Raw genomic sequence first — 21,920 nt, forward strand, 5'->3', positions numbered from 1 at the left:
CTACGGCAGCGGCGTTACCAACGGAAAATTCGGTACTGGCGTTTCGAACAGTCCCAGCAAGCGCTGCAGCACTGCGGGGTTGCCGCTGATCTGCATCTGGCCGGCGCCCATCAGCGCGGCCGGGGTGACCTGGCCGGCAACCAGGCCGATCAGGCCCAGCCGGGGAAGGGTGAGGGTAGCGTCAGCCGGCAGGTCGTCACTCACCTCGTGCAGCATCACGCCGTTGCCGATGCTGATGAGATGGCGCTCGCCCACGTCGGGGGCAACGATGGCGACGGCAAAGGCCGGGCCCAGCGCGCGTTCCGGCAGCACGCGCACGCTCATCGCATCGAGGACGTCGGCGACGCGCAGATTCGCGCCGAGCCGATTGGTGCCCGGCACGCGCACCGGCTTGACGCCGCCGCGAAGCTCCTGCGCGCCGGACAGGTAGAAGTTGCGCCATACCGCCGATTCGGCCTGAATCGCGAGCTGGTCGAAACTGGCGGCAAGGCCTTCGCGCGCGTCGCTGTCACCGCCGGCGCGGACCATCTGGCCGAACAGCGTGGCGGCCCAGCGGTCCTCGCCGGCGGCAGCGGCCTTGCGGGCCAGCGCGAGCGTTCGCGCCGGTCCACCCAGCGCCTCCACCCATTTCCGTGCCTGCTCATCGCGCGGCAGCGGATCGAGGGTGGCCGGGTCGCCATTGAACGCACCCAGATAGCGCTGGTAAACGGCGCGGGCGTTGAACTTGAGGCTGCCGTAATGGCCGCGGTTGAACCAACGCTTCGCCAGCGGCGGCGGCAGCGCGATCGCCTCGGCAATCTCGCCGGCATCAAGGCCCCTGTTGAGCAGTCGCACGCTCTCGTTGTGCACGAATGCATAGGCCTGCGCGTGTTCGAGCAGATATCGGTCGATCTCGGCCGACCCCCAGCGCGGCCAGAAGTGCGAGGCGAACATCACATCGCTCTTCGCGGCATAGGCCCGGCGGCTCTTCAGCAGCTGCGCCGCCCAGCCCTTGGCATCGCGCACCAGCGCGCCACGCGGGGTGAGCAAATTGTGCATGGCGCCATTGGCATTCTCGGCCATGCACAGGGCCCGCAGCCCCGGCAGATAGAAATTCATCTCGGCCGGCGCTTCGGTATCGGGCGTAAGCTGGAATTCGAAGGCAATGCCGTCGATCGTCTGCACCAGCGTCTCGGGCGTGATCTCGTGGGTGGGTGGCAGCAATCCGATGGTGCCCCCGGCGCGCACCGCCCCGAGGCCCGACGACACCTGCCCTTCCGGCCCCCGCGGCAACAGTTGGCCGAACATGTAGTCGGCGCGGCGGATCATGGCGCCGCCGGCAATGACATTCTCCGCCACGGCATGGTCCATGAAGCCTTGCGGCGCGTAGATCGGCACGCTGCCGGGCTTCGCGACGCCGCCGGCGCCGCCGAAATGATCGGCGTGGCTGTGAGTGTAGACAATGGCACTGACCGGCCGGCGCCCAAGCTTCTCGTTGGCCAGCGCCAGCCCCGCTGCCGCCATTTCCTCGGTAGTAAGCGGATCGACGATGATCCAGCCGGTCGTGCCGGCGATCAACGTCATCACCGAAAGGTCGAAGCCGCGGATCTGCCAGATCCCGTCCATCACCTTGAAAAGCCCGTGCTTCGCCACTAGCGCCGCATTGCGCCACAGGCTGGGATTGACGGTGGCGGGTGCGGGACCACTGAACTGCGCATCCTCACGAAAATCGCGAAGCACGGCGCCGTTCGCGTCCTTCACCAGCGGGTCGCCTCGGCTTGCGACGAAGCCACGCGCGGCAAAGTCGAAGTCCTGTGTGTCGGTGAAATCCAGAGTTGCGGCCAGCTTCGCATTGGCTGCGGTGGTGGCAGCGTTGGGCGGTGCGGCCAGCACTGGCGTGGCGATAAACAGGGCAAGGATGATGGCGCGCATGAACGGCAGTTTAACCCTTTATGCCACCAATGTGCTTGCCATTTGGGCGAGGCTCAGCGGATGCGCAAAATGAGGCTCTGGCTGGCCGTCGCAAGTAGGGTTCCGTCCTCGGCGAACAGGTGCGCGCTCCCATGTGCGAAGCCCTGTGCCGTGGCATGGATGCGGATATCGGCGAGCACCCAGGTTGTCGGCACCAGCCGTGCAAAGCGGATCGTGTTGTCGAGGCTGTTGCCACCCGCCGCGGTGCCCAGCGCATTACCGACGCCCGAGGGCAGGAAGTCCGCCATCAGCGCCAGCGACGTGCGGTCGACAATGCCCGATGCCGGCCGAATCCAGAGCCGGGCAATGCCATCTTCGCTCGGTTCGGTATCGATCCGCGCCTTGCCGAAGCGGCCCTTGGCCACCCGCTTGTCGAAGCCGGCGTTCACATCATCGGGGCGGCGCGTCCAATCATAATCGAAGGCGGGGCACGCCTCGGGCGCCGGCACGTCCGGCATCACCGCCCATTGCGCCTCCGGCTGGCCGGGCCGCACGCCGAGTGCGGCGTTGACGGTGATGATTTCGGCATCGCCTCCATCGCTGTTTCTGGCGCGCGCCACCACCCGCGCTTGGCTGGTGTATTTGCCCGTCACCGGCACTGTCACTTCAAGATCGAGGGTCGTGCCTGGCCGCGCATAGCTCAGATATTGCGCCGCTGCCCACACTGTCGGCCTGCCCGTCACCGTCTCGATTGCAGTCAGCCCGGCGGCCATGCCGGCACCCCCGAACAGAAACTGGTTGTCGGGGTGCCCGACACACAGGTGCTGATCGACAGCGAGGCGAAAGCGGTTCGGGCCAAGCGGTTCAAGCGGGATCATGCGTCGATGAAAGCCTTGATCCGCGCCGTCAGTTCCGCGGCGGCAAAGTAAGAGATGGGGGCCGGCGCTGTGCCGCTGTCGGCAAGCAGCATTGCGGCGCGCACCACAAGATCGGTTTCGTCATGCGCCACATACAGGCCGGGCCGGCAGCCGACATGGACGGCAGTCGCCATCTGGTGCTCGGTATTGTGTTCACCTAACGCCTGGCGGCGTGGCAGCATGAGCAGCGGCTTGCCCGCCTCGATGGCGCTGATGATCGATCCCATGCCGGCATGCGCCACAAACAGCCTGCTGCCTACAACATGCGCCTTGTAGGCCGCCGGCGGCATCAGCCGCAGCCAGCGGGCGTGGGCAGGCTCGGTGCGGCCTCGACCGATTTGAATGAGGACGTCGAGGTCGGGATGGGCTTGGGCAAAGGCATCCATGGCGTGAACTAGGCGCTCGAACGGCATCATCGAGCCGACCGAAACGAAGACATCCGGCGCATTGCCGGCGCGAGTGTCCATGGCGGTCACAGCACGCTCCCCCAATGATCAACGCCCGGCTCGGCCAGCTGCGGCCATTGGGTGATGGTGGTGCCGGCGATGCGTCGCGCCAGCCGACCGGACCCTGACAACGTTTCGGAGTTGGCAATACTGTCCACCCACAAAGTGCGCACCCCGAATGGCTTGACAAGGGCCAGCGCAATGAGTGGCGGCAGCGCCCCGGTGGTCACGATCACTTGTGGCCGCACGCGCATCAAAATGATGATCAGGTCGAACAGCGTAAGCGGCACTCGCCACCAATCGGCGCGTGAAACATCGCGGAAGCTGTAGTAGGGCTGGCCAATCACCTCCGAAGCCATATCCGGGTGCACGCTGGCAAAATGTACGCTGTGACCGGCAAAGCCGGGGCGGAGGCGCAGCAGCTGCACAAAATGCCCGCCACCCGACGCAATCGCCAAAATTCGCTTGCCTACCATGGCAGCCATTTCCGCGCGGGCTTTGCCACGCGACGCGGCAATTCAGCCAGCAGGGCGCGCTTTTCCGCCTCCGAAGCCAAGGGCCAATGCGTGATCTCATGCACGGTGCGGCGGCAGCCCTCGCACCAGCCGGTCGCTTTGTCGATACGGCAGACATTGGTGCACGGCGATGGCACAGGGGGTGCGGGCGCAGTCATGCCAGCGCTATGCCGCAACTGCGAAAGCATGTCACCTGCGGGCTGCGTAGATAACCAAATACAGCAGCAGCCCCGCCGGCCCGGCGACGAAGGTGAGCAGCAGGCAGGGGATGACGAGCAGATGCGGCACCCGGCCGGCACCTGCGTCCTCCACTTCCCAGCTTCCCGCCCAGAGGTCGAACGCCAGATAATGCACCCAGCCGGCGAGCAGTGCGGCTTCGCTGGAGAGCAGCAGTCGCACGCCCTGCAGCGAGGTGAAGCCCGCCCCCTCGGGCGGTCCTTCTCCTGCAAGCCCGAAGCCGAGCATCGCCACATAGCCTCCACACAGCATTGCAGCGACAAGGCGGGCGACGAGCACGGCGGTCCGTCGCCAGCGCGGCGCGATGAGCAAGCACAGCCAGCCCGCGAGCGCCACGGCATTGGCGATGTCGAAAAGCCGGGCGTTGCTCACGCGACGGCCGCGCCGAGCAGGCCGGGCTCATCGAGGAGCAGCCGCAGCACGCTGATGCCGTGCATGTGCTCGCGGAAGCGGCCCTTGTCGCGGAAGCGCTCGACAAAGGCCGGATGTGCCAGCCGCTCGCCGATCCGCGCGCCCAGCCCGCCAGCGATGACCACGGCGCGGGCACCCTGTGCCAGCGCGATGTCCCCGGCGAAGCCGCCGAGCATCGCGAGAAAGCGTTCGAGCGTGCCGCGCGCCTCGCTGCTTTCCTGCGCCAGCACCTCGGCCCAGAGCGCCTTCTGGTTTTCGGCCGGCGCGCCGCCCATGGCAAGATGGATCGCGGCGAGCCCTGGCCCGGAGACGAGTCGTTCCGCCGACACCCGGCCGTGCAGCCCGCGCCGCACCGCAGTGAGCAGCAGATCCTCGATGCCATCGACCGCGGCAAAGCCGATATGCCCGGCTTCGGTCGGCACCACCGCGTGCAGGCCGCCTTCGCGGACCAGCATCGCCACGCCGAGCCCGGTGCCGGGGCCGATGATGCTTGTCACACCGCGCGTCGGAAGGCCGCTGCGGGGGCCACAGATCGGCGCCAGATCGCCGGGCCCGGCATGGGCGACTGCATGCGCCACCGCTTCGAAATCATTGATCAGCCGCACCGAGTCGAGCCCAAGTTCGGCAGCAAGGGCCGCCGGGTGGATGCTCCAGGGGTTGTTGGTGAATTGCAGCACCTCGCCCTCCGCCGGGCAGGCGACGGCGAGCACGGCGTTCCGCGGCAGTGGTGCCGGCACGCCCGCCGCAAAGGCGGCATAGGCGCCGGCAAGGCTCGGATGGTCGGCGGTGGGGATGGTGGTGATATGTGCCAGCGCCGGCAACCCCTCGGGCTGGGGGGTGGCGATGGCAAAGCGCGCATGGGTGCCGCCGATATCGGCCACAAGCAGGGGAACGGCGTCAGTCATGCCAGGTCACATCATCCCGCTCGGTCAACGCGATCGCGGCCGAGGGGCCCCAAGTGCCAGCACTGTGCGGCCGCGCTGCCATGCCGCGCGCGGCCCAGCCGGCGCGGATCGCGTCGATCCACTGCCACTGTGCTTCCACCTCGTCACGACGCACGAACAACGTCTGCCGTCCCTCGATCAGGTCGAGCAGCAGCCGCTCATAGGCAATCCGCCGCCGGCTCTCGGCAAAGGCGTTGGGCAGGCCGATGTCGAGCGGCAGCTCCCGAAGCTTCAGCCCATCCTGGTCGAGCCCCGGCGCCTTGGCCATCATCGAGAGCCGGATGTTCTCATCGGGCTGCAGGGTGATGACCAGCTTGTTTGCCGCAAGCGGGGCAGCGCCGAAGATCGAATGCGGCACCGCACGAAACTGCACGATGATCTCCGAAAGCCGTTCGGGTGCCCGCTTGCCGGTGCGCAGGTAGAAGGGCACGCCCTTCCAGCGCCAGTTGTCGACATACGCCTTCAAGGCCACGAAGGTTTCGGTATCCGACGCGCGACCGAGGTCGGCGGTATAGCCCGGCACCGCCACGCCATCGATGGCGCCGGCGGTATATTGGCCGCGCACGCTGCACGCCTCCACGCTGGCGGCGTCGATGGGGCGGAGCGAGCGCAGCACCTTCACCTTTTCGTCGCGCACCGACGCCGGGTCGAGCCGGGCGGGCGGTTCCATGGCCAGCAGCGCCACGAGCTGGAGCATATGATTCTGCACCATGTCGCGCAGTGCCCCCATACCGTCGTAATAGTCGCCGCGGCCTTCCAGCCCCACCGTCTCGCCGATGCTGATCTGCACATGCGCGATGTGTGCCGCATTCCACAGCGGCTCGAACAATGTGTTGGCGAAGCGGAAGCCCATCAGGTTCTGCACCGTCTCCTTGCCGAGATAATGGTCGATGCGGAAGGTGCGGTCCTCCGGGTAGGCGGCGGCCACGGCATCGTTGATGGTGCGGCTGGCGGCAAGACTGTCTCCCAGCGGTTTTTCCAGCGCCAGCCGCGCGCCCGGCCCGGCAAGCCCGGCGGATGCCAGCCCGGCGATGGTGGCGCCGAACAGTGCGGGTGCGGTGGAGAGGAAGATGGCAAGGTTGCCGCGATCGGGCACCGCTTCGGCCAGGGCAGCAAAGCCTTGCTGGTCGCTGGCATCGAGCGCCACATAGCTCAGCCGCGCCAGAAACCGGCTACGCGCCTGCGGATCGGCGGCTTCGGGAAGGGTATCGGCGGCAAGCGCCTGGAAACTGGCATCATCATGCGCCGAGCGCGCAGTGGCGATGATGCGCAGGCATTGCGGCAGCAGGCCCTCTGTATCGAGCGCGAACAGCGACGGCAGCAACATGCGCCGCGCCAGATCGCCAGTGGCGCCAAACAGGAGGAGGTGGGTGCATGCGCTCATGCCCATCGATTAGCCGCAAATGGCGCGCGGTCCAAACCTCAGCCGCACCGCGACGGACAATTCGCCGCTCGCCAGTGGCGCGGACCCGGCGTAAGCGATGCGGCAATGATCCGACCTTTCCTGCTGGCGCTGGTGTTTGCCCAGCCGGCCCTCGCACAAGTGCAGGGCCGGGATGATCCTCGCGGCCTCATCCCCCCTGCCCAGCCGTTCGCGGCGGGGCGTTGCGCACCGGAGGCCATGCAGCTCACCCTCGATGCGGCAGTGAACATCGCGCTGTGCCGCAACCCGCGAACCGCGGTCGCCTGGGCGGCGGCACAGGCGGGTGCAGCCCAGGCGGGTGCGGCGCGGGGCGCGCTGCTGCCGCAGGTCGATGCCGGCATCGGCCCCACGCTCAACCGCTCGCAGAGTTTTGCCGGCACCGGCTTTGTCGATTCCGGCGGGCAGTTCATCGGCGGCGGTGCGTCGACGATCACCAACACCACGACTTCGGCACGGCTCGGGCTGAGCTGGCTGATCCTCGATGGTGGCGGCCGCGCCGGGCGGATTGCGGCTGCCGATGCCAATGCCGCCGCCCTTCGTGCGCAGTTCGATGACGCCACGCTGGCGGTCGTGCTGGAGGTGGTGAGCGCCTGGAACCTGCTCGTTGCCAATCGCGCGATCGAGCAGGCCAATATCGCCAACCTCGAATTCGCCCGCCAGTCGCGTGACCTGGCAGCGGCGCGCAGGGACGCGGGTGTCGCCACTTCGGCCGATCGGCTGCAGGGGGAGACGCAAGCGGCGCAGGCCGAGCTGACCCTCACCCAGACGCGCGGTAATGTGGCGAGTGCCGCCGCCCGGCTGGCGGTGGCGATGGGGCTGCCGCCGGCGACCGTGCTGGCGCTCGCCGACCTGCCACCGCTTGCCGAAGCGGGCGCGCTGCGCGGCGATGCGGAGGCGCTGATTGCCGAGGCCGAACGTCTGCGGCCCGACCTGCGCGCCGCACGGCTGCAGCTGGAAGCGGCCGAAGCCAATGTGGCGGTGGCGCGCTCGCTGGGCCGGCCCTCGGTGGCGCTGCAGGCCTCGAATTCGCTGTCCGCGCTCGACACCACGATCGACCGCAATCTCTCGAGTGCGGGCATCACGCTCTCCATCCCGTTGTTTTCCGGCTGGAACACGCGCTACCAGATCGCCCAGGCGCGGGCGCAGCAGGCGCAGCAAGCCGCCTCGCTCGAACAGGTGCGGCAGACCGCGGGGCTTGCGGTCTATCAGGGCTATGTCGGCTTCGAGAATGCACTCGCCAGCCTGGTGCCGGCGCGGGTGCTGGTGACGAGCGCCACCGAATCGGCGGCACTGGCGCAGGGTCGCTACCGCGCCGGCACCGGCACCTATGCCGATCTGCTCAACGCGCAGAATGCACTGGCCTCGGCGCGGCAGCAGCTGGTGCAGGCCGAGTTCAACACCCGCACCGCCCAGGCCGAGCTGGCACGCGCCGTGGGCGATATGGACGGCTATAGAAGGGCAACACGATGAACAGGCGGCGCTGGCTGATCGCGGCGGGGGTCGCCGTGGCGCTCGTCGCGGGCTTCTTCGCATGGCGTGCGTTCAACGCGCCCGAGCCGCCGCCGGCGTTCCTCACCGCCAGCATCGCGCGGGGAGATCTGACCGAGGCGATCACCGCCAATGGCGTCATCAACCCCACCCGCGTCGTCAATGTCGGCACCCAGGTGTCGGGGACGGTGCAGAGCCTCAACGCCGATTTCAACGACCGGGTGGTGGCGGGGCAGGTGCTGCTGCGGCTCGATCCGGCCCTTTTCGCGAGCCGGCTTTCCGCCAGCGAAGCCAGCCTTGCCCAGGTGCGCGCGCAGGCAGCCCTGCAGACCGCCAATGCCCGTCGCGCCGCCGAGCTGGTGGCGAAGGACTACATCAGCCGGCAGGAGTATGAGACGACGCTTGCCAGCGCGCGCGGGACCGAGGCGCAGGTGCGTGCAGCCGCAGCGCAGGTAGCGCAGGACCGTGCCAATCTCGAATTCTCGGTCATCCGGGCGCCGGTGTCGGGCGTCGTGATCAGCCGCGAGATCGATCTGGGGCAGACGGTGGCGGCGGCGTTCAGCACCCCCACCTTGTTCAAGATCGCGCGAGATCTTTCGCGGATGCAGATCGAGGCAGCGGTGGCGGAGGCCGATATCGCGCGGGTGAAGCCGGGGCAGCGCGTGCTGTTCACCGTCGATGCCTATGGCAGCCGCAGCTTCGAGGGATCGGTGCGCCAGATCCGCCTCAATCCCACGACCCAGCAGAATGTGGTGACGTATACGGTCGTGGTGGAAGCCGCCAACCCCGATGGCGCGCTGCTGCCGGGGATGACCGCCGATGCGCGCTTTCTGGTGGCGGAACGGCGAGGTGTGTTGCTGCTCCCCAATGCCGCACTGGGTTTCCGCCCCGAAGGCTTCAAGTCGGCGCGTGATCTTGCCGATGACGAGGCGGTGGTGTTCGTGGCCCTGGGCGGCACTGCCGAGCCGCGCCGCATCCGGCTTGGCGTGAGCGACACCGCCAGCACCGAGATCAGCGCTGGGCCGCTGAAGGCCGGGGACAGGGTGATCATCGGACTCAACAAGCCGCTCACCGGCGGCGGCATGTTCGGCGGCCCGCCGGGGCAGCAGCCGCGTGATCGCAAGGGTGGCGCCGAGACGGCGGAGTCCGACGCGCCGAAATGACCGCGCCGCTGATCTCGCTCGCCGATGTGGTGAAGGATTATCGGTCCGAAGCCGGGGACTTCCGGGCGCTGCACGGGGTGAGCCTCGATGTGCGCGCCGGTGAGTTCATCGCCATCATGGGGCCATCGGGATCGGGCAAATCCACGCTGATGAACATCATCGGCTGCCTCGATACGGTGAGTGCCGGCAGCTACCGCTTCGAGGGGCAGGATACCGCCATGCTGTCGGAAGCAGCCCTTGCGAAGCTGCGGGGGGCGGGAATCGGCTTCATCTTCCAGGGGTTCAACCTGCTGCCGCGGCTCTCGGCCACCGGCAATGTGGCGCTGCCGATGGTCTATGCCGGCAAATCGGGCGCCGAGCGCAAGGCCCGCGCCGCCGAGCTGCTGTCCAGCGTCGGGCTGGGAGACAAGCTGGTCTCGCGCCCCAGCCAGCTTTCGGGCGGCCAGCAGCAGCGCGTCGCCATTGCCCGCGCGCTTGCCAATGCGCCGGCCCTGCTGCTCGCCGACGAGCCGACGGGTGCGCTCGACACGAAAACCGGCGTCGAGGTGCTGGCGCTGTTCCGCCAATTGAACGAAGCGCGAGGAGTGACGGTGGTGATCGTGACGCATGATCCCGAAGTGGCGCGCGCGACCAACCGCGTGGTCCGCATCCAGGACGGGCTGATCGTCCATGATGGCCCCCCCGATGATGCCGCCCTGTTCGGGGTGCGGGCAGAGGTGCCTGCATGATCGGGCCGATGCTGGCGGAGGCGTGGAGCGCGCTGGTGGCCAACCGGCTGCGCTCGCTGCTGACGATGCTCGGCATGATCATCGGCGTGTCCGCAGTCATCCTCATGCTCGCCATCGGCGGCGGGGTGCAGAAGCAGGTGTCCGATTCCATCTCGGGGCTCGGCTCCAACCTGCTCATCGTCACCGCCGGTGGTGGCCGCCAGGGCGGGGTGTTCGGCGGCGCCGGCACCGGGGCGAGCCTGCGCATCGAGGATGCCGAAGCGATTGCCGCCCTCGCCGATGTGGTGGCCGCCTCTCCCTCCACCGCGGTGCCGGCACAGGTGGTGGCGGGGCCGACCAACTGGGCGACCAACGTCACCGGCGCCACGCCCTCCTGGTTCCGGGTGAACGAGTGGCCGGTCGATGACGGACGTGCTTTCAACGAGCGCGAGGAGCGCGCCGGCGCGCGCGTTGCCGTTATCGGCCAGACAGTCGGCGAGAAGCTGTTCGGCGCGCGTGCCCCCACCGGCGAGCAGCTGCGGATCAAGGGCGTGAGCTTTACCGTCATTGGCGTTCTCGAAAAGCGTGGCCAGGGCTTTGGGGGGCAGGACCGTGATGACCAGATCGTGGTGCCGCTCACCTCGGCACAGCGGCTGCTGCAGGCCAATGCGTTTCGCGGCACCATTCGCACCGTCTCGGTGAGCGTGGCGTCGGCGCAAGCGCTCGAGCCGGTGACCGACGACATCGTCCGCCTGCTCCGCCGCCTGCACAATCTGCGCGAGGGCGAGCAGGATGATTTCCAGGTCGCCAACCTGACCGCGATCACCGACACGCTGAGCACCGCCACCACCGCCGTGTCGCTGCTGCTCGCCGCCATCGGCTCGATCAGCCTCGTGGTGGGTGGCATCGGCATCATGAACATCATGCTCGTGAGCGTGACCGAGCGGACGCGCGAGATCGGCATTCGCATGGCGATCGGCGCCTCGCGGGGTGCAGTGCGGCTGCAGTTCCTGATGGAGGCGCTGATGCTGTCCTTGATCGGCTGTGGCATCGGCGTGCTGCTCGGCACTTCACTGGCGACACTGGCGGACAATTTCATCGGCTTCGAGACCGAGATCGCGCCCGCTTCGGTCGGTATCGCCTTTGCGGTTTCGGCCACCATCGGCATCTTCTTCGGCTGGTGGCCGGCAACGCGCGCGGCCCGGCTCTCGCCGATCGAAGCGCTCAGGAGCTAGTGCGGCTCAAGGAGCTGGTGCGGCCCAGCCACCAGAAGCGGCCCCAGAGCAGCACTGCCGCCACTAGCGAAGCGATGATGATCGACCATATCAGCCCGGGCACGCCGAGACCTGCGGGAATGGCGAGCGCCCAGCCGAGCGGCATCATCACCAGCAGGTAGCTGGTCATGTGCGTGGCGGTCGGCACCCAGACGTCGCCGCGGGCACGCAGCGCCTGGGCGCCGACGTTCTGCAGGCCGTCAGCAAGGTAGAAGAGGCAGGAGAGCAGCAGCGCCGCCGCAGCCATGCCGCGCACCGCTGCGTCGGTGGTGTAGGCCGCGGCAATCGCCTCGTTTCCAAACCCCACGATGATGCAGATGATGAACAGCACCACGCTTGTCACGCCGAAGCCGAGCATCCCTGCACGAACCACGCCCGCAGGGCTGCGGGCACCGTGCGCGCGGCCGACCATCACCGCAGTCGCACTCGCCAGCCCCAGCGGCACCATGAAGATGACCGCCGCCACGTTGAGGGTGATCGCCCAGGCCGCGACGGCGAGCGTGCCGATCCAGCCGGCGAAGATGCTCATCGCACCAAAGGCAGCACTTTCAATGAAATAGCTTGCCGCCGTGCCATAGCCGACCCGGCGCTGGGCCGAAGCCGCGCGCGGATCGGGCGCAGCCTTGCGGAACACGCCATAGCGGCGCGCCGGCGCCCAGGCGAGGATGGCACCCCAGATGAAGAGCAGCAGCGCCACTCGGCTGAGCGCTGTGGACCAGCCGCTGGCCACGGCACCATCGACGGGAAAGCCCGAATTGCCGGGCACCAGCCACAGGTTGAGGACGAGGTTGACGATGTTCGCCCCCCACATCGCCACCATGCCGGGCACCGCACGGCCATGCGCCTCGAGCCAGAACAGCCCGGCATCGGCCATCAGGATCGGCACCAGCGACAGCGCCAGCACCTGCAGCACCGGGGTGGCGCCATTGGCGAGGGCCGGCTCGAGCCCCATCAGGTGCAGCGTCGGTCCGCCGAGCAACATCAGCACCAATGCCGCCGTCAGCCCCACCCAGAAGGCATAGGCAACGCCCCGGCGCAGGATGGCACCGGTCTCCTGCGCGCGGCCATCGCCGATCGCCTGGCTGGTCATCACCTGGATGCCGTAGAGGAGGCCGAGGGCCGTGGTGAGCACCACGCCGGTGGGCGCCCAGCCGATGGCATGGTAGCCGAGTTGCTCGGCCGAATAGCGGCCGACGACGACGGTATCGACGACACCCATTGCCATGATGCCGAGGCGTGATGCGACCACCGGGCCAGCGAGCCGCAGCAGCGGGCCGAGCGTGGGACGGGCGGGATCGGGCAGGGCTACTGCTTGGGCGGTCATGTCAGGTCTTTCCGGGGTCGGTCGCGGGTCGCGACCGGGGGCATCAGGGGTTCAGCGTGCCGAGAAGCGAGTGGCGCGGCGGGTGCCGCAGCGAAATTTCGCTGGGCAGGGGGCCGTTGCGGCTGGGAGGGAAAGACCGAAAGTCATGGTTCGCCTGATGCGCGGCTCTTGCTGCAGAATCGCAGTCGAGGTCAACCCGCCTTCACAGCCTTTGCTGCAATCGCTCGACCGGAACATGCACGTCGCTGCCGGTTTCCTTTTCCAGCGCCGCGCGGATGGCTTCCACCTCATGGTCGGTCAGATGCTCGATGCCGATGAACTCGTTGCGTGCATCTGCCACCGCCCGGATCAGTTCGTCGAGCTTCGCCTGCATGGCTGCGGCGTCGCGATTCTGGCTGTTCTGGATCAGAAAAACGATCAGGAAGGTGATGATGGTCGTGCTGGTGTTGACCACAAGCTGCCAGGTATCGGAAAAGCCGAACAGCGGCCCGGTCATCCCCCAGCCGCAGATGAACAGCAGGGCCACGATGAACGTGCCCGGCCTGCCGACCATTCCGGCAATGCGGCTCGCCACCCGGGTGAAAAACTGGTCCATCGCAAAATCCCGCTATCGGAACCAGAAGTTTAGCACGCATTGCACCGCAGCACGCGCGCCCTTAAGTGGCAGTGATGAACAGCCCCCTTTTCCAGCCCTTCGCCCTTCCCAATCTCACCTTGCCCAACCGCATCGTCATGGCGCCGATGACGCGCAGCTTTTCGCCGGGCGGCGTGCCGGGGGACAATGTGGCGGACTATTATCGAAAGCGCGCCGAGGGCGGCGTCGGCCTGATCATCACCGAAGGCACGGGCATCGATCGGCCGGGCTCGGTCAACGATTCGGCAGTCCCGCGCTTCCACGGCGACGAGGCGCTGGCCGGCTGGGCGGAGGTGGTGACGGCGGTGCATGGTGCGGGCGGCAAGATTGCCCCGCAGCTCTGGCATGTCGGCAGCGCCCCCAACCCTGCGGCGCGCGACGAGACCCATGCCGAATCGCCTTCGGGCCAGTTCAAGCCCGGCAAGCCCTGGGGCAAGACGATGACCACCGCCGACATCGACGAGACCATCGCCGCCTATGCCAACGCCGCCCGCGCCGCGCTTGCGCTCGGCTTCGATGCCGTCGAGCTGCACGGCGCGCATGGCTATCTGATCGACCAGTTCTTCTGGGACGGCACCAACCAGCGCACCGACGAATGGGGTGGCCCCACCCTCTCGCAGCGCAGCCGCTTCGCGCTCGAGATCGTGAAGGCGGTCAAGGCCGAGCTGAGCAACGAGATTCCGCTCATCCTGCGCGTGAGCCAGTGGAAGCAGCAGGATTACACCGCGCGGCTTGCCACCTCGCAGGCCGAGCTCGAAGCCTGGCTGGCGCCGATGGTGGCCGCCGGCGTGGATGTGCTGCACTGCTCGCAGCGCCGCTTCTGGGAGCCGGAATTCCCCGAGCTCGACGGCGAGGACGGCCTCAACTTTGCCGGCTGGACCCGCAAGGTAACGGGTGCGCCGACGATCACCGTCGGAAGCGTGGGCCTGTCGGGCGAATTCATTGCCGGCTTCGGCGGCGAAGCCTCGCAGCCGGCCGACTTCAGCGCCCTGGAAGCACGACTTGCGGCGGAGGAGTTCGACCTGGTGGCGGTCGGTCGGGCACTGATCGTCGATGCCGATTGGGCGCTCAAGGTGCAGGACGGCCGCGCGGCCGAGCTCAACGGGTTCGAGCGGTCGGCACTGGCAACGCTGGCCTGAGGGTGGTCGCCGCCGCGCCGCAGATCCGCCCGCGCGACGCCGCGACGCTGATCATCATCCGGCGCGACGGTGCGACCCCAAAGGTGCTGATGGGGCGGCGCGTCGGCGGTCATGCCTTCATGCCCGACAAATGGGTGTTTCCCGGCGGCCGCATCCATGCCAGCGATTTCCGGGTGGCCGCCGCCTCCGAGCCGGCGCCCGACACTTGGGCGCAGACCGCGCGCACGTGCGGCACCTGCATCCGCCGGGCCCGCGCCCTGCTGGCGACCGCGATCCGCGAGACCTTCGAGGAGACCGGGCTTATCCTCGGCCAACCGGGGCAAGGAACCACGCGCAGCCCCGAATGGCGTGATTTCCTGGCCTCGGGCCGTCTGCCCCATCTGGAACCGCTGCGCCTCATCGGCCGCGCCATCACCCCGCCGGCGCGCACCCGCCGCTTCGATGCGCGCTTCTTCACCGTCGATGCACGACATCTGGCGTCGCTCGATCCGGGTGCGGGCTCGGGCGAACTTGATGAAGTCGCCTGGTTCGACGCGGCATCAGCGGAGAAGCTCGACCTGCCGCAGATCACCCGCGCGTTGCTCGCCGAGGCCCTGGCGCGCGATGCGAGTGCCGATGACCGGCCGATCCCTTTTCATCGTTTTCGAGGCGGGCGGCATCAGTTGCTGGAGGTTTAGGGGTTTTCGGCGGCTGGGGTCTGGGGCCCCAGCCGGCGGAGGCGCTTCAAGCCCTTTCGCGCGTCGCCGAAAAGCGGATCGCGGTTTCGCGCTGGGAGACGTAATTCAGCTCCCAGGCATCGCGCGCCATGAACACCGGGCTGCCGTCGCGGTCCTCGGCCATGGCGGCGCGGTGCTCCTCGATGAAGCGCTTGAGCTCGGCGGGCTCGCCGCTGACCCAGCGCGCGGTTTCGAACGGGCTGGGCTCGAAGCCGGCGGCGACGCGATATTCCGCCTCGAGCCGCGAGATGAGCACTTCGAGCTGCAGCTGGCCGACGACGCCGACGATCCACTGGCTGCCGATGGCGGGCTTGAACAGCTGGGTGACGCCTTCCTCGGCCATGTCGGTGAGTGCGGTGCGAAGCTGCTTGGACTTGGTCGGGTCCTTGAGCGCCACGCGGCGCAGGATCTCGGGGGCGAAATTGGGGATGCCGGTGAAGGTGATATCGTCCTTCTCCACCAGCGAATCGCCCACGCGCAGCACGCCATGGTTGGGAATGCCGATGATGTCCCCGGGAAACGCCTCGTCGGCGATCTCGCGGTCGGCGGCGAAGAACAGGATGGGGGAGTTGATGGCGATGGTCTTGCCGGTGCCGACCTGGCGCAGCTTCATTCCGCGGCGGAAGCGGCCCGAGGCAACGCGCATGAAGGCAATGCGGTCGCGGTGCTGCGGGTTCATGTTGGCCTGCACCTTGAAGACGAAGCCCGATACCTGGCTGTCGGTCGGCTTGACGGCGGCGGGCAGAGCCGGCTGCGGGCGAGGCGGCGGTGCGAATTCGGCGAGGGCGTCGATGAGCGCTTCGACGCCGAAATCCTTGAGCGCCGAGCCGAACAGCACCGGTGTGAGCGCGCCGGCGCGGTAGAGATCGCCATCGAGCGTGGCATAGCCGCCGAGCGCGAGCTCGGCCTGTTCGCGCAGCCGTGAGGCAATGGGGCCGCACAGGTTGTCGATCTGCGGATCGTCGAGGCCGCTGGTCTGCACCATTTCGCCTGCGGCCCCGGTGGCGGTGCCATCGGGGGGCAGGAAGCGATGCGAGCGCAGGTCGTAAAGGCCCTTGAACTCGCCGCCCATGCCCGCCGGCCAGTTGAGCGGCGCCACATCGAGCGCCAGCATGTCGGCGATCTCGTCGAGCAGGTCGAACGGGTCGCGGCCCTCGCGATCGACCTTGTTGATGAAGGTGAGGATCGGCACGTCGCGCAGGCGGCAGACTTCGAACAGCTTTCGCGTTTGCGCCTCGATGCCGCGGGCGGCGTCGATCACCATCACCGCCGAATCGACGGCGGTCAGCGTGCGGTAGGTGTCTTCGGAAAAATCCTCGTGCCCCGGCGTGTCGAGCAGGTTGTAGACGGTGCCGCCGCGCGCGAAGGTCATCACCGAGCTGGTGACCGAGATGCCGCGCTGCTGCTCGATCTTCATCCAGTCCGACCGGGCGCGGCGGTTTGCCCCTCGAGCGCGCACTTCGCCTGCCAGATGGATGGCACCCCCGAACAGCAGCAGCTTTTCGGTGAGCGTCGTCTTGCCGGCGTCGGGGTGCGAGATGATGGCGAAGGTGCGGCGCGTGAGAGCGCTGTCCAGCGCAGTGGCGGGGGTGGTCATGCTGCGCCAATGGCAGGCGAACCCCTCCAACGCAACTTCAGCACATCATCGGGGGGTGAAATCCTTGAGCTCGGCGACGGTCTTGGCATCGAGGCGGCGGATGAGCGCCACCACCAGCTCGACCATCCTGTCGAAATCACCGCGATCGATGATGCCGTTGTGGGCATGCAGCGAGCGGCCGGGGACGACGAGGTTGACCGTCGGCACCCCGCCGTCGGTGGCCTGGATGGCGCCGCTGTCATCGCCATAGCCTTGCACCAGATCGAGCTGCAGCGGGATGCGCTCGGCGGCCGCCACGGCCTTCACAAGAGCCACGAACTTGCGGTTGGGGATGGTGCTGCTGTCGAACAGGAAGATGCCGGGGCCGCCGCCGAGCCTGGCCTGGCTGGCTTCGGCGGGGCTTCCCGGCATGTCCCCGGTCACCCCGGCCTCGATGGCGATGCCGACATCGGGCTTGATGATGTCGGCGGCGGTGCGGGCACCGCGCAGGCCGATCTCCTCCTGCACGGTGGCGGCGACGAAGATCTGGTTGGGATGGCCGGTTTCCTTCAACCGGCGCATCGCCTCGATGACGACGGCCAGCCCGACCCGGTCGTCCCACGCCTTGCCGACATAGCGCACGCCGCCCGACATGATCTCGAACGGCGACCAGGGGACGATCGGATCGCCCGGGGAAATGCCGAGCGCCTCGACCTCGGCAGCGGTGCGCGCGCCGACATCGAGGAAGATCATGTCGCGCGGGATAAGCCGCGAGCGTTCCTCGGCGGCGACGGTGTGGACGCTGCGGATGCCGGTGACGGCGGTGACCGGCCCCTTCGAGCCGAGGATGGTCCAGCGCTTGTCGATGAGCACCTGATCGAGAAAGCCGCCGAGCAGCTGCATCGTCAGCAGCCCGCCCGGGGCGATGCGGCGCACCATGCCGCCCACCTCGTCCATATGGGCATCGAACATGATCTTCGGTCCGGTCGTCCCCGATTGGGCGATCACCGAGCCGACACCATCGTAGCGGATGCTGTCGGTGAGCGGCGCCAGCTCGCGCACGACGATCTTGCGCACCGGCTCCTCGAACCCCGACGGGCCATGCGCATCGGCGAGTTCGCCAAGCAGCCTGGCGGTGCGGTCCTGCGCCGTTGCGGGTGCGGCGAGGAGCGCCAGGCCCAAGATAAATCCATGGAATCGCATGATTGTCCCCCGTTGTTGCCGGAGCTTAACCCGGCCGGTCGCAATGACAATGCGTCCGGTGGTGCGGTGAGGGGTTCGCAGCGCGGCCGAAATGTTATAGTTTCAAGGCATTCGGGGACAGCAAGGACGAGCTTATGCAGCGTTTTGGACGGCTGATCGGAGTTTCCGTTGCACTGGCGCTGGCCCTGCCGCTCGCCGCACCCGCGACTGCGGGCAGCCTTTATGAAGTGCCCAAATACGCCGCCATCCTGCTCAACTCGGATACCGGCGAAGTGCTTTATGCGCGCAAGGCCGATGAGCAGCGTTTTCCGGCATCGATCACCAAGGTGATGAGCATCTATGTCGCCTTCGAGGAGATGAAGGCAGGACGGCTGAAGGACAGCGACCGGATCACCATCTCCAAATATGCGGCAGGCCAGCCGCCTACCAAGCTCGGGCTGAAGCCGGGACAGACGATCAGCGTCAACGATGCCATCGGCGTGATGGCGACACGGTCGGCGAATGACATTTCGGTGGCATTGGCCGAGCATATCGCCGGCTCGGAAGGTGCCTTTGCCGCGCGGATGACTGCGACCGCGCGGCGGCTGGGCATGATGAACAGCCAGTTCCGCAATCCGCACGGGCTGCCCAATGCCCAGCATTTCACCACGGCGCGCGACATCGCCATGCTGTCCCGCGCGCTGGTGCGCGATTTCCCGGATCGCTATTTCGTCTTCAGCAAGGTCGAGCATCAGTATGAAGGCCAGATGATTGCCAGCCACAATCATCTGCTCAAGACCGTGCCGGGCGTGGACGGCATCAAGACCGGTTTCACCAATGCGGCCGGCTTCACGCTGGCGGCCTCGGCTGCGCATGATGGCGTGCGGCTGATCGCGGTGGTGCTCGGCGGCCCGAACCGGATGATGCGCGACGGCAATGTGTCCGAATTGCTCGAGACCGGCTTTCAGGTTCTCACGCGCCGCTCGCGCGGGGAGGCGACGACGGTGGCGGCCAATTTCGCCGAGCCCGATGATCTGTCGGACGCCGTGATGGAACGGCTTGCCGGGGAGGCGCCGGCGAGTGACGGGCTCGTGCTGAACACCGGGACACCGACGCGCCTGGCGCGCTGAACGGACGCTGCTCAGAGACGGTGGCGGCGCCAATAGGCATGGGCCGCGGCCTGCAGCGCTCGTACATGGCGCATCGCTTCCGGCCCTTCCCACTTGCCGTGCCAATCGGGGCGGCCCACCCACCAGCCCTGGCCCGGCAGGCCATCACTGGCGCGGACCACCAGCACGGCCAGTTCCGGTTCGCCGGCGGCAGCGGCGCGCGCATCGACGTGATCGATCGCCTTGCACAAGGCTCGCATGTGCGGTCGGCTGAAGGGGTGGCCAAGGGCAGCCAGGGCTTCCGCATAGGTGAGTGGCGCATTGCGCAGGGCTGCGTCCCGAAGCAGAGCTTCGATTGCATCGATATCGAACAGCGCATCGTTCATGCCGGACGCAACAATAGCCGGCTGCCGACTTGACGCAAAGCGGGCCGGTGGTTTCGACACCACCGGCCCGATTTTCAACCGGCACTCATGCCGATCGTCGCAAGATCAGCGGCGGACCGAGTCTTCGGCGCGCTCTGCCGTTTCACGAGCCTTGTCGGCGCGCTTTTCGGCCTTGTCGGCACGCTTCTCGGCCTTGTTCGCGTCACTGTCCGCGCGGTTCGCAACGGCCGTGTCGTTGGTCCAGCCACCTGCACTCGGGGTTGCCTGCGGCGCCGGAGCAGTGGTCGGCACGTCGTTCATCGGCGCAGTGGCGCCCGGCGTCATCGTGTCGGTTGTCGGCGGAACCTGCTGCGCCATCGCAGGGGCGGCGCCAAGGGCCAGAACGGTCGAAATCATGAGAATCTTCATGGTGGAACTCCTTAATAAAACAAGTCGTCCGACGAATTGTTCGCCAGACTTGAAAACACCATATCCTGTCGATGCGTCCACTGCCTGAACCTTGAATAAATGGCCGGTCGAGCCGGGCAATCGGCGCGACGACTTGATCCGAATTGCGGCAAAAAGGCGGCAAATGCGCCCGAATCATGGTTGCCGGAGTGTCATTCCGGTGATGATGGTGACTTTGCCGCCAGTGCCTGCTAGGCGCGGCGGATGGCCATTTTCCTGCACGAGGGCGATCTGCCCGGCGACGTCTTTGCCCCCGGCCCCATCGCGGTCGACACCGAAACCATGGGTCTTCACCCGTACCGTGACCGGCTGTGCCTCGTGCAGCTGGCCGATGGGCAGGGCGACGAGCATCTGGTGCGCCTTGCCGGCAACTATGCAGCGCCCAATCTCAAGGCGGTTCTGGCCGACCCGGCGCGGCTGAAGCTCTATCATTTCGCGCGCTTCGACCTGGCGGTGCTCGAGCATTATCTGGGCATCGAGGCGGGGCCGGTGTTCTGCACCAAGATCGCGTCCAAGCTGATCCGCACCTATACCGATCGCCACGGCCTGAAGGACCTGCTGCGCGAGCTGCTCGGCGTGGAAGTGAGCAAGCAGCAGCAGTCTTCTGACTGGGGCGCTGCCGTGTTGAGTGATGCGCAGAAGGACTATGCCGCGTCGGACGTGCGCTACCTTCACCGCGCGCATGTGATCCTGGCCGAGCGGCTGGCGCGCGAGGGGCGCACCGCGATGGCGCAGTCCTGCTTCGATTTTCTCCCCACCCGCGCCCGGCTCGACCTGGCGGGATGGGCGGAAAACGACATCTTCGCCCATATGTGATCATGGCATCGGCCGCTCCCCAGATGGCGCTGACACCGCGCCAGCGCCGGGCGCTTCCCGGCAGCCGCCATGAGCGGGTGATGGGGGTGCTGAAATGGCTGCTGCCGACGCTTGCCACGCTGCTGCTGGCGGCGATCATCGTCGTGCCGCTCTCCTCGGTGCAGGAATTCAGCTTCCTGCTCGCCAAGGACCGGGTGGAAATGGCGCCCGAGCGGCTGCGGGTGGTGCGCGCAAGCTACCGCGGCGAAACCGAGCGGGGCGAAGCCTTTCTGATCGAGGCGGAGCGCGCGGTGCAGAAATCGAGCGCCGTTCCGGAAGTCGACATGAGCCGGCTGGCGGCGCGGCTGGAAGGCGACGACGGGCTGACGCTGGTGACCGCCCCTTCCGGCACCTATTTCCTCGAGACGAACAAGCTGCGGATGAGCGGGCCGATCAGCCTCGATTCGCAGGCCGGCTATACGGTGGAAACGGGCACGGTGGACGTCGATCTGAACGAGCGCAGCCTGGCGTCCCGCGAGGCGGTGACGGGCAAGCTTCCGATCGGGGACTTCCGTGCGGACCGGCTTTCGGCCGATGTCGAGGGGCGGGTGCTGGTGCTGGAAGGCCGCGCACACTTGCGCATCAATGGCGGCCGAGGCAGAGCCGGATGATGATGCGTGTTCTTCTGCCCCTGTTGCTGCTTCTTACTGCCATGCCCGCCGCGGCGCAGGCGCCTGCCCGATCGGCGTTGGGCGGGCTCGACACCAGTGCGCCCATCGATTTCGATGCGGACCGGATCGAGGTGCGCGACACCATCAACCAGGCGGTGCTGCAAGGCTCGGTGGAGATCCGGCAGGGGCGGATGACACTGACCTCGGACCAGGTGACCGTGCTCTACACGCGCGCGGGGGACAGTCCGACGATGAACCGGCTGGAGGCCCGCGGCCGGGTGAAGCTCGTCAGCCCTTCGGAGACGGTGACCTCCACCACGGCGCTTTATGATGTGCCGGCGCGGCTGGTGACGATGATCGGCAATGTGGTGCTCGACCGCCAGGGGTCGGTGCTCAACGGCCAGCGGCTGGTGCTCAATCTTGCGAGCGGTGCCATCAGCTTCGATGCACGATCGGCCGGGAACACCCAGGGTCGGGTGTCGGGGCGCTTCCTGGTGCCGGAGCGCAAATAGCGCTGCGCCGAAAG

24 protein-coding genes are annotated in these 21,920 nt (G+C 67.6%); 10 read left to right on the plus strand and 14 right to left on the minus strand.

Annotation, left to right across the window (positions count from 1 at the left end):
* Genes FHS79_RS01935 through zwf form a run of 8 tightly spaced genes read right to left on the minus strand, consistent with a single transcriptional unit; the run spans position 1 to position 6,750 of the window.
* Positions 1–1,911 carry an alkyl/aryl-sulfatase gene (locus FHS79_RS01935; RefSeq protein WP_184194543.1) on the minus strand — a complete coding sequence of 637 codons (1,911 nt, stop codon included), beginning with the start codon at positions 1,909–1,911 and terminating at the stop codon, positions 1–3.
* 53 nt (positions 1,912–1,964) lie between these two features.
* On the minus strand, positions 1,965–2,768 hold the full coding sequence (locus tag FHS79_RS01940; RefSeq protein ID WP_184194546.1) for an acyl-CoA thioesterase: 804 nt from the start codon (positions 2,766–2,768) through the stop codon (positions 1,965–1,967).
* Positions 2,765–3,274, minus strand: coding sequence for a glycosyltransferase (locus tag FHS79_RS01945; protein WP_188945646.1), 510 nt, complete (start codon positions 3,272–3,274; stop codon positions 2,765–2,767). The genes FHS79_RS01940 and FHS79_RS01945 overlap by 4 nt, the downstream gene beginning before the upstream one ends.
* A gap of 5 nt (positions 3,275–3,279) precedes the next feature.
* Positions 3,280–3,738, minus strand: a complete 459-nt coding sequence (locus tag FHS79_RS01950; RefSeq protein ID WP_207792179.1) for a glycosyltransferase family protein — start codon at positions 3,736–3,738, stop codon at positions 3,280–3,282.
* Positions 3,723–3,956 (minus strand): DUF1289 domain-containing protein, encoded by a 234-nt coding sequence (locus FHS79_RS01955; protein ID WP_308430113.1) that lies wholly within the window; start codon positions 3,954–3,956, stop codon positions 3,723–3,725. The genes FHS79_RS01950 and FHS79_RS01955 overlap by 16 nt, the downstream gene beginning before the upstream one ends.
* A 1-nt stretch (position 3,957) precedes the next feature.
* Positions 3,958–4,377 (minus strand): ABA4-like family protein, encoded by a 420-nt coding sequence (locus FHS79_RS01960; protein ID WP_184194554.1) that lies wholly within the window; start codon positions 4,375–4,377, stop codon positions 3,958–3,960.
* Positions 4,374–5,321, minus strand: coding sequence for a glucokinase (locus tag FHS79_RS01965; protein WP_184194557.1), 948 nt, complete (start codon positions 5,319–5,321; stop codon positions 4,374–4,376). The genes FHS79_RS01960 and FHS79_RS01965 overlap by 4 nt, the downstream gene beginning before the upstream one ends.
* The gene (zwf, locus tag FHS79_RS01970; RefSeq protein WP_184194559.1) at positions 5,314–6,750 is read right to left on the minus strand and encodes a glucose-6-phosphate dehydrogenase; all 1,437 of its coding nucleotides are present in this window, start codon (positions 6,748–6,750) and stop codon (positions 5,314–5,316) included. The genes FHS79_RS01965 and zwf overlap by 8 nt, the downstream gene beginning before the upstream one ends.
* A 99-nt stretch (positions 6,751–6,849) precedes the next feature.
* Here zwf and FHS79_RS01975 point away from each other — a divergent pair, with 99 nt between their 5' ends.
* The 4 genes from FHS79_RS01975 to FHS79_RS01990 are packed head-to-tail and all read left to right on the plus strand — an operon-like array spanning position 6,850 to position 11,376.
* The gene (locus FHS79_RS01975) at positions 6,850–8,253 is read left to right on the plus strand and encodes a TolC family protein (RefSeq protein ID WP_184194561.1); all 1,404 of its coding nucleotides are present in this window, start codon (positions 6,850–6,852) and stop codon (positions 8,251–8,253) included.
* Positions 8,250–9,434, plus strand: coding sequence for an efflux RND transporter periplasmic adaptor subunit (locus FHS79_RS01980; RefSeq protein WP_184194563.1), 1,185 nt, complete (start codon positions 8,250–8,252; stop codon positions 9,432–9,434). The genes FHS79_RS01975 and FHS79_RS01980 overlap by 4 nt, the downstream gene beginning before the upstream one ends.
* Positions 9,431–10,162, plus strand: coding sequence for an ABC transporter ATP-binding protein (locus tag FHS79_RS01985; protein ID WP_279380405.1), 732 nt, complete (start codon positions 9,431–9,433; stop codon positions 10,160–10,162). Before FHS79_RS01980 ends, FHS79_RS01985 begins: the two co-directional genes overlap by 4 nt.
* The gene (locus FHS79_RS01990; RefSeq protein WP_184194565.1) at positions 10,159–11,376 is read left to right on the plus strand and encodes an ABC transporter permease; all 1,218 of its coding nucleotides are present in this window, start codon (positions 10,159–10,161) and stop codon (positions 11,374–11,376) included. The genes FHS79_RS01985 and FHS79_RS01990 overlap by 4 nt, the downstream gene beginning before the upstream one ends.
* Here FHS79_RS01990 and FHS79_RS01995 read toward each other — a convergent pair.
* Both FHS79_RS01995 and FHS79_RS02000 read right to left on the minus strand, forming a co-directional pair.
* Positions 11,366–12,739, minus strand: a complete 1,374-nt coding sequence (locus FHS79_RS01995; protein ID WP_184194567.1) for an MATE family efflux transporter — start codon at positions 12,737–12,739, stop codon at positions 11,366–11,368. The two genes, FHS79_RS01990 and FHS79_RS01995, sit on opposite strands and share 11 nt — an antisense overlap.
* Positions 12,740–12,941: 202 nt before the next feature.
* Positions 12,942–13,334 (minus strand): low affinity iron permease family protein, encoded by a 393-nt coding sequence (locus tag FHS79_RS02000; protein WP_184194569.1) that lies wholly within the window; start codon positions 13,332–13,334, stop codon positions 12,942–12,944.
* A 74-nt stretch (positions 13,335–13,408) separates the two neighbouring features.
* On the opposite strand from FHS79_RS02000, the gene FHS79_RS02005 reads away from it, so the two are divergent.
* Both FHS79_RS02005 and FHS79_RS02010 read left to right on the plus strand, forming a co-directional pair.
* Complete coding sequence (locus FHS79_RS02005; RefSeq protein ID WP_184194571.1) at positions 13,409–14,512, plus strand: NADH:flavin oxidoreductase; 1,104 nt, start codon at positions 13,409–13,411, stop codon at positions 14,510–14,512.
* Positions 14,513–14,514: 2 nt separating this feature from the next.
* Complete coding sequence (locus FHS79_RS02010; protein ID WP_243453448.1) at positions 14,515–15,189, plus strand: NUDIX hydrolase; 675 nt, start codon at positions 14,515–14,517, stop codon at positions 15,187–15,189.
* 46 nt (positions 15,190–15,235) lie between these two features.
* On the opposite strand, the gene FHS79_RS02015 is transcribed toward FHS79_RS02010, so the two are convergent.
* Positions 15,236–16,825: a peptide chain release factor 3 gene (locus FHS79_RS02015; RefSeq protein ID WP_184194573.1), complete on the minus strand. Its 1,590-nt coding sequence runs from the start codon at positions 16,823–16,825 to the stop codon at positions 15,236–15,238.
* A gap of 45 nt (positions 16,826–16,870) precedes the next feature.
* The gene (locus tag FHS79_RS02020) at positions 16,871–17,986 is read right to left on the minus strand and encodes a M42 family metallopeptidase (RefSeq protein WP_243452573.1); all 1,116 of its coding nucleotides are present in this window, start codon (positions 17,984–17,986) and stop codon (positions 16,871–16,873) included.
* 155 nt (positions 17,987–18,141) lie between these two features.
* On the opposite strand from FHS79_RS02020, the gene FHS79_RS02025 reads away from it, so the two are divergent.
* Positions 18,142–19,116, plus strand: coding sequence for a D-alanyl-D-alanine carboxypeptidase family protein (locus tag FHS79_RS02025; protein WP_243452574.1), 975 nt, complete (start codon positions 18,142–18,144; stop codon positions 19,114–19,116).
* An 11-nt stretch (positions 19,117–19,127) separates the two neighbouring features.
* On the opposite strand, the gene FHS79_RS02030 is transcribed toward FHS79_RS02025, so the two are convergent.
* Together FHS79_RS02030 and FHS79_RS02035 are read right to left on the minus strand one after the other, a co-directional pair.
* Complete coding sequence (locus FHS79_RS02030) at positions 19,128–19,481, minus strand: ribose-phosphate pyrophosphokinase (protein ID WP_184194577.1); 354 nt, start codon at positions 19,479–19,481, stop codon at positions 19,128–19,130.
* A 105-nt stretch (positions 19,482–19,586) separates the two neighbouring features.
* The gene (locus FHS79_RS02035; RefSeq protein WP_184194579.1) at positions 19,587–19,889 is read right to left on the minus strand and encodes a hypothetical protein; all 303 of its coding nucleotides are present in this window, start codon (positions 19,887–19,889) and stop codon (positions 19,587–19,589) included.
* Positions 19,890–20,132: 243 nt separating this feature from the next.
* On the opposite strand from FHS79_RS02035, the gene FHS79_RS02040 reads away from it, so the two are divergent.
* The 3 genes from FHS79_RS02040 to FHS79_RS02050 are packed head-to-tail and all read left to right on the plus strand — an operon-like array spanning position 20,133 to position 21,906.
* The gene (locus tag FHS79_RS02040; protein WP_184194581.1) at positions 20,133–20,744 is read left to right on the plus strand and encodes a ribonuclease D; all 612 of its coding nucleotides are present in this window, start codon (positions 20,133–20,135) and stop codon (positions 20,742–20,744) included.
* The gene (locus tag FHS79_RS02045; RefSeq protein WP_184194583.1) at positions 20,741–21,394 is read left to right on the plus strand and encodes an LPS export ABC transporter periplasmic protein LptC; all 654 of its coding nucleotides are present in this window, start codon (positions 20,741–20,743) and stop codon (positions 21,392–21,394) included. The genes FHS79_RS02040 and FHS79_RS02045 overlap by 4 nt, the downstream gene beginning before the upstream one ends.
* Positions 21,394–21,906, plus strand: a complete 513-nt coding sequence (locus tag FHS79_RS02050) for an LptA/OstA family protein (protein WP_184194586.1) — start codon at positions 21,394–21,396, stop codon at positions 21,904–21,906. The genes FHS79_RS02045 and FHS79_RS02050 overlap by 1 nt, the downstream gene beginning before the upstream one ends.
* The last annotated feature ends 14 nt before the right edge of the window (positions 21,907–21,920 follow it).

This window comes from Polymorphobacter multimanifer (genome assembly GCF_014205635.1).
GTDB classification, from domain to species: domain Bacteria; phylum Pseudomonadota; class Alphaproteobacteria; order Sphingomonadales; family Sphingomonadaceae; genus Sandarakinorhabdus; species Sandarakinorhabdus multimanifer.

Bases quoted from the DNA above. Each gene is read 5' to 3' on its own strand.
- FHS79_RS01940 (WP_184194546.1), bottom strand. From the start codon at position 2,768: ATGATCCCGCTTGAACCGCTTGGCCCGAACCGCTTTCGCCTCGCTGTC.
- FHS79_RS01990 (WP_184194565.1), top strand. From the start codon at position 10,159: ATGATCGGGCCGATGCTGGCGGAGGCGTGGAGCGCGCTGGTGGCCAAC.
- FHS79_RS02015 (WP_184194573.1), bottom strand. From the start codon at position 16,825: ATGACCACCCCCGCCACTGCGCTGGACAGCGCTCTCACGCGCCGCACC.
- zwf (WP_184194559.1), bottom strand. From the start codon at position 6,750: ATGGGCATGAGCGCATGCACCCACCTCCTCCTGTTTGGCGCCACTGGC.
- FHS79_RS01975 (WP_184194561.1), top strand. From the start codon at position 6,850: ATGATCCGACCTTTCCTGCTGGCGCTGGTGTTTGCCCAGCCGGCCCTC.
- FHS79_RS02040 (WP_184194581.1), top strand. From the start codon at position 20,133: ATGGCCATTTTCCTGCACGAGGGCGATCTGCCCGGCGACGTCTTTGCC.
- FHS79_RS01985 (WP_279380405.1), top strand. From the start codon at position 9,431: ATGACCGCGCCGCTGATCTCGCTCGCCGATGTGGTGAAGGATTATCGG.
- FHS79_RS02005 (WP_184194571.1), top strand. From the start codon at position 13,409: ATGAACAGCCCCCTTTTCCAGCCCTTCGCCCTTCCCAATCTCACCTTG.
- FHS79_RS02050 (WP_184194586.1), top strand. From the start codon at position 21,394: ATGATGCGTGTTCTTCTGCCCCTGTTGCTGCTTCTTACTGCCATGCCC.
- FHS79_RS02035 (WP_184194579.1), bottom strand. From the start codon at position 19,889: ATGAAGATTCTCATGATTTCGACCGTTCTGGCCCTTGGCGCCGCCCCT.
- FHS79_RS02025 (WP_243452574.1), top strand. From the start codon at position 18,142: ATGCAGCGTTTTGGACGGCTGATCGGAGTTTCCGTTGCACTGGCGCTG.
- FHS79_RS01955 (WP_308430113.1), bottom strand. From the start codon at position 3,956: ATGCTTTCGCAGTTGCGGCATAGCGCTGGCATGACTGCGCCCGCACCC.
- FHS79_RS01945 (WP_188945646.1), bottom strand. From the start codon at position 3,274: ATGGACACTCGCGCCGGCAATGCGCCGGATGTCTTCGTTTCGGTCGGC.
- FHS79_RS02030 (WP_184194577.1), bottom strand. From the start codon at position 19,481: ATGAACGATGCGCTGTTCGATATCGATGCAATCGAAGCTCTGCTTCGG.
- FHS79_RS01995 (WP_184194567.1), bottom strand. From the start codon at position 12,739: ATGACCGCCCAAGCAGTAGCCCTGCCCGATCCCGCCCGTCCCACGCTC.
- FHS79_RS01950 (WP_207792179.1), bottom strand. From the start codon at position 3,738: ATGGCTGCCATGGTAGGCAAGCGAATTTTGGCGATTGCGTCGGGTGGC.
- FHS79_RS01980 (WP_184194563.1), top strand. From the start codon at position 8,250: ATGAACAGGCGGCGCTGGCTGATCGCGGCGGGGGTCGCCGTGGCGCTC.
- FHS79_RS01965 (WP_184194557.1), bottom strand. From the start codon at position 5,321: ATGACTGACGCCGTTCCCCTGCTTGTGGCCGATATCGGCGGCACCCAT.
- FHS79_RS02000 (WP_184194569.1), bottom strand. From the start codon at position 13,334: ATGGACCAGTTTTTCACCCGGGTGGCGAGCCGCATTGCCGGAATGGTC.
- FHS79_RS01935 (WP_184194543.1), bottom strand. From the start codon at position 1,911: ATGCGCGCCATCATCCTTGCCCTGTTTATCGCCACGCCAGTGCTGGCC.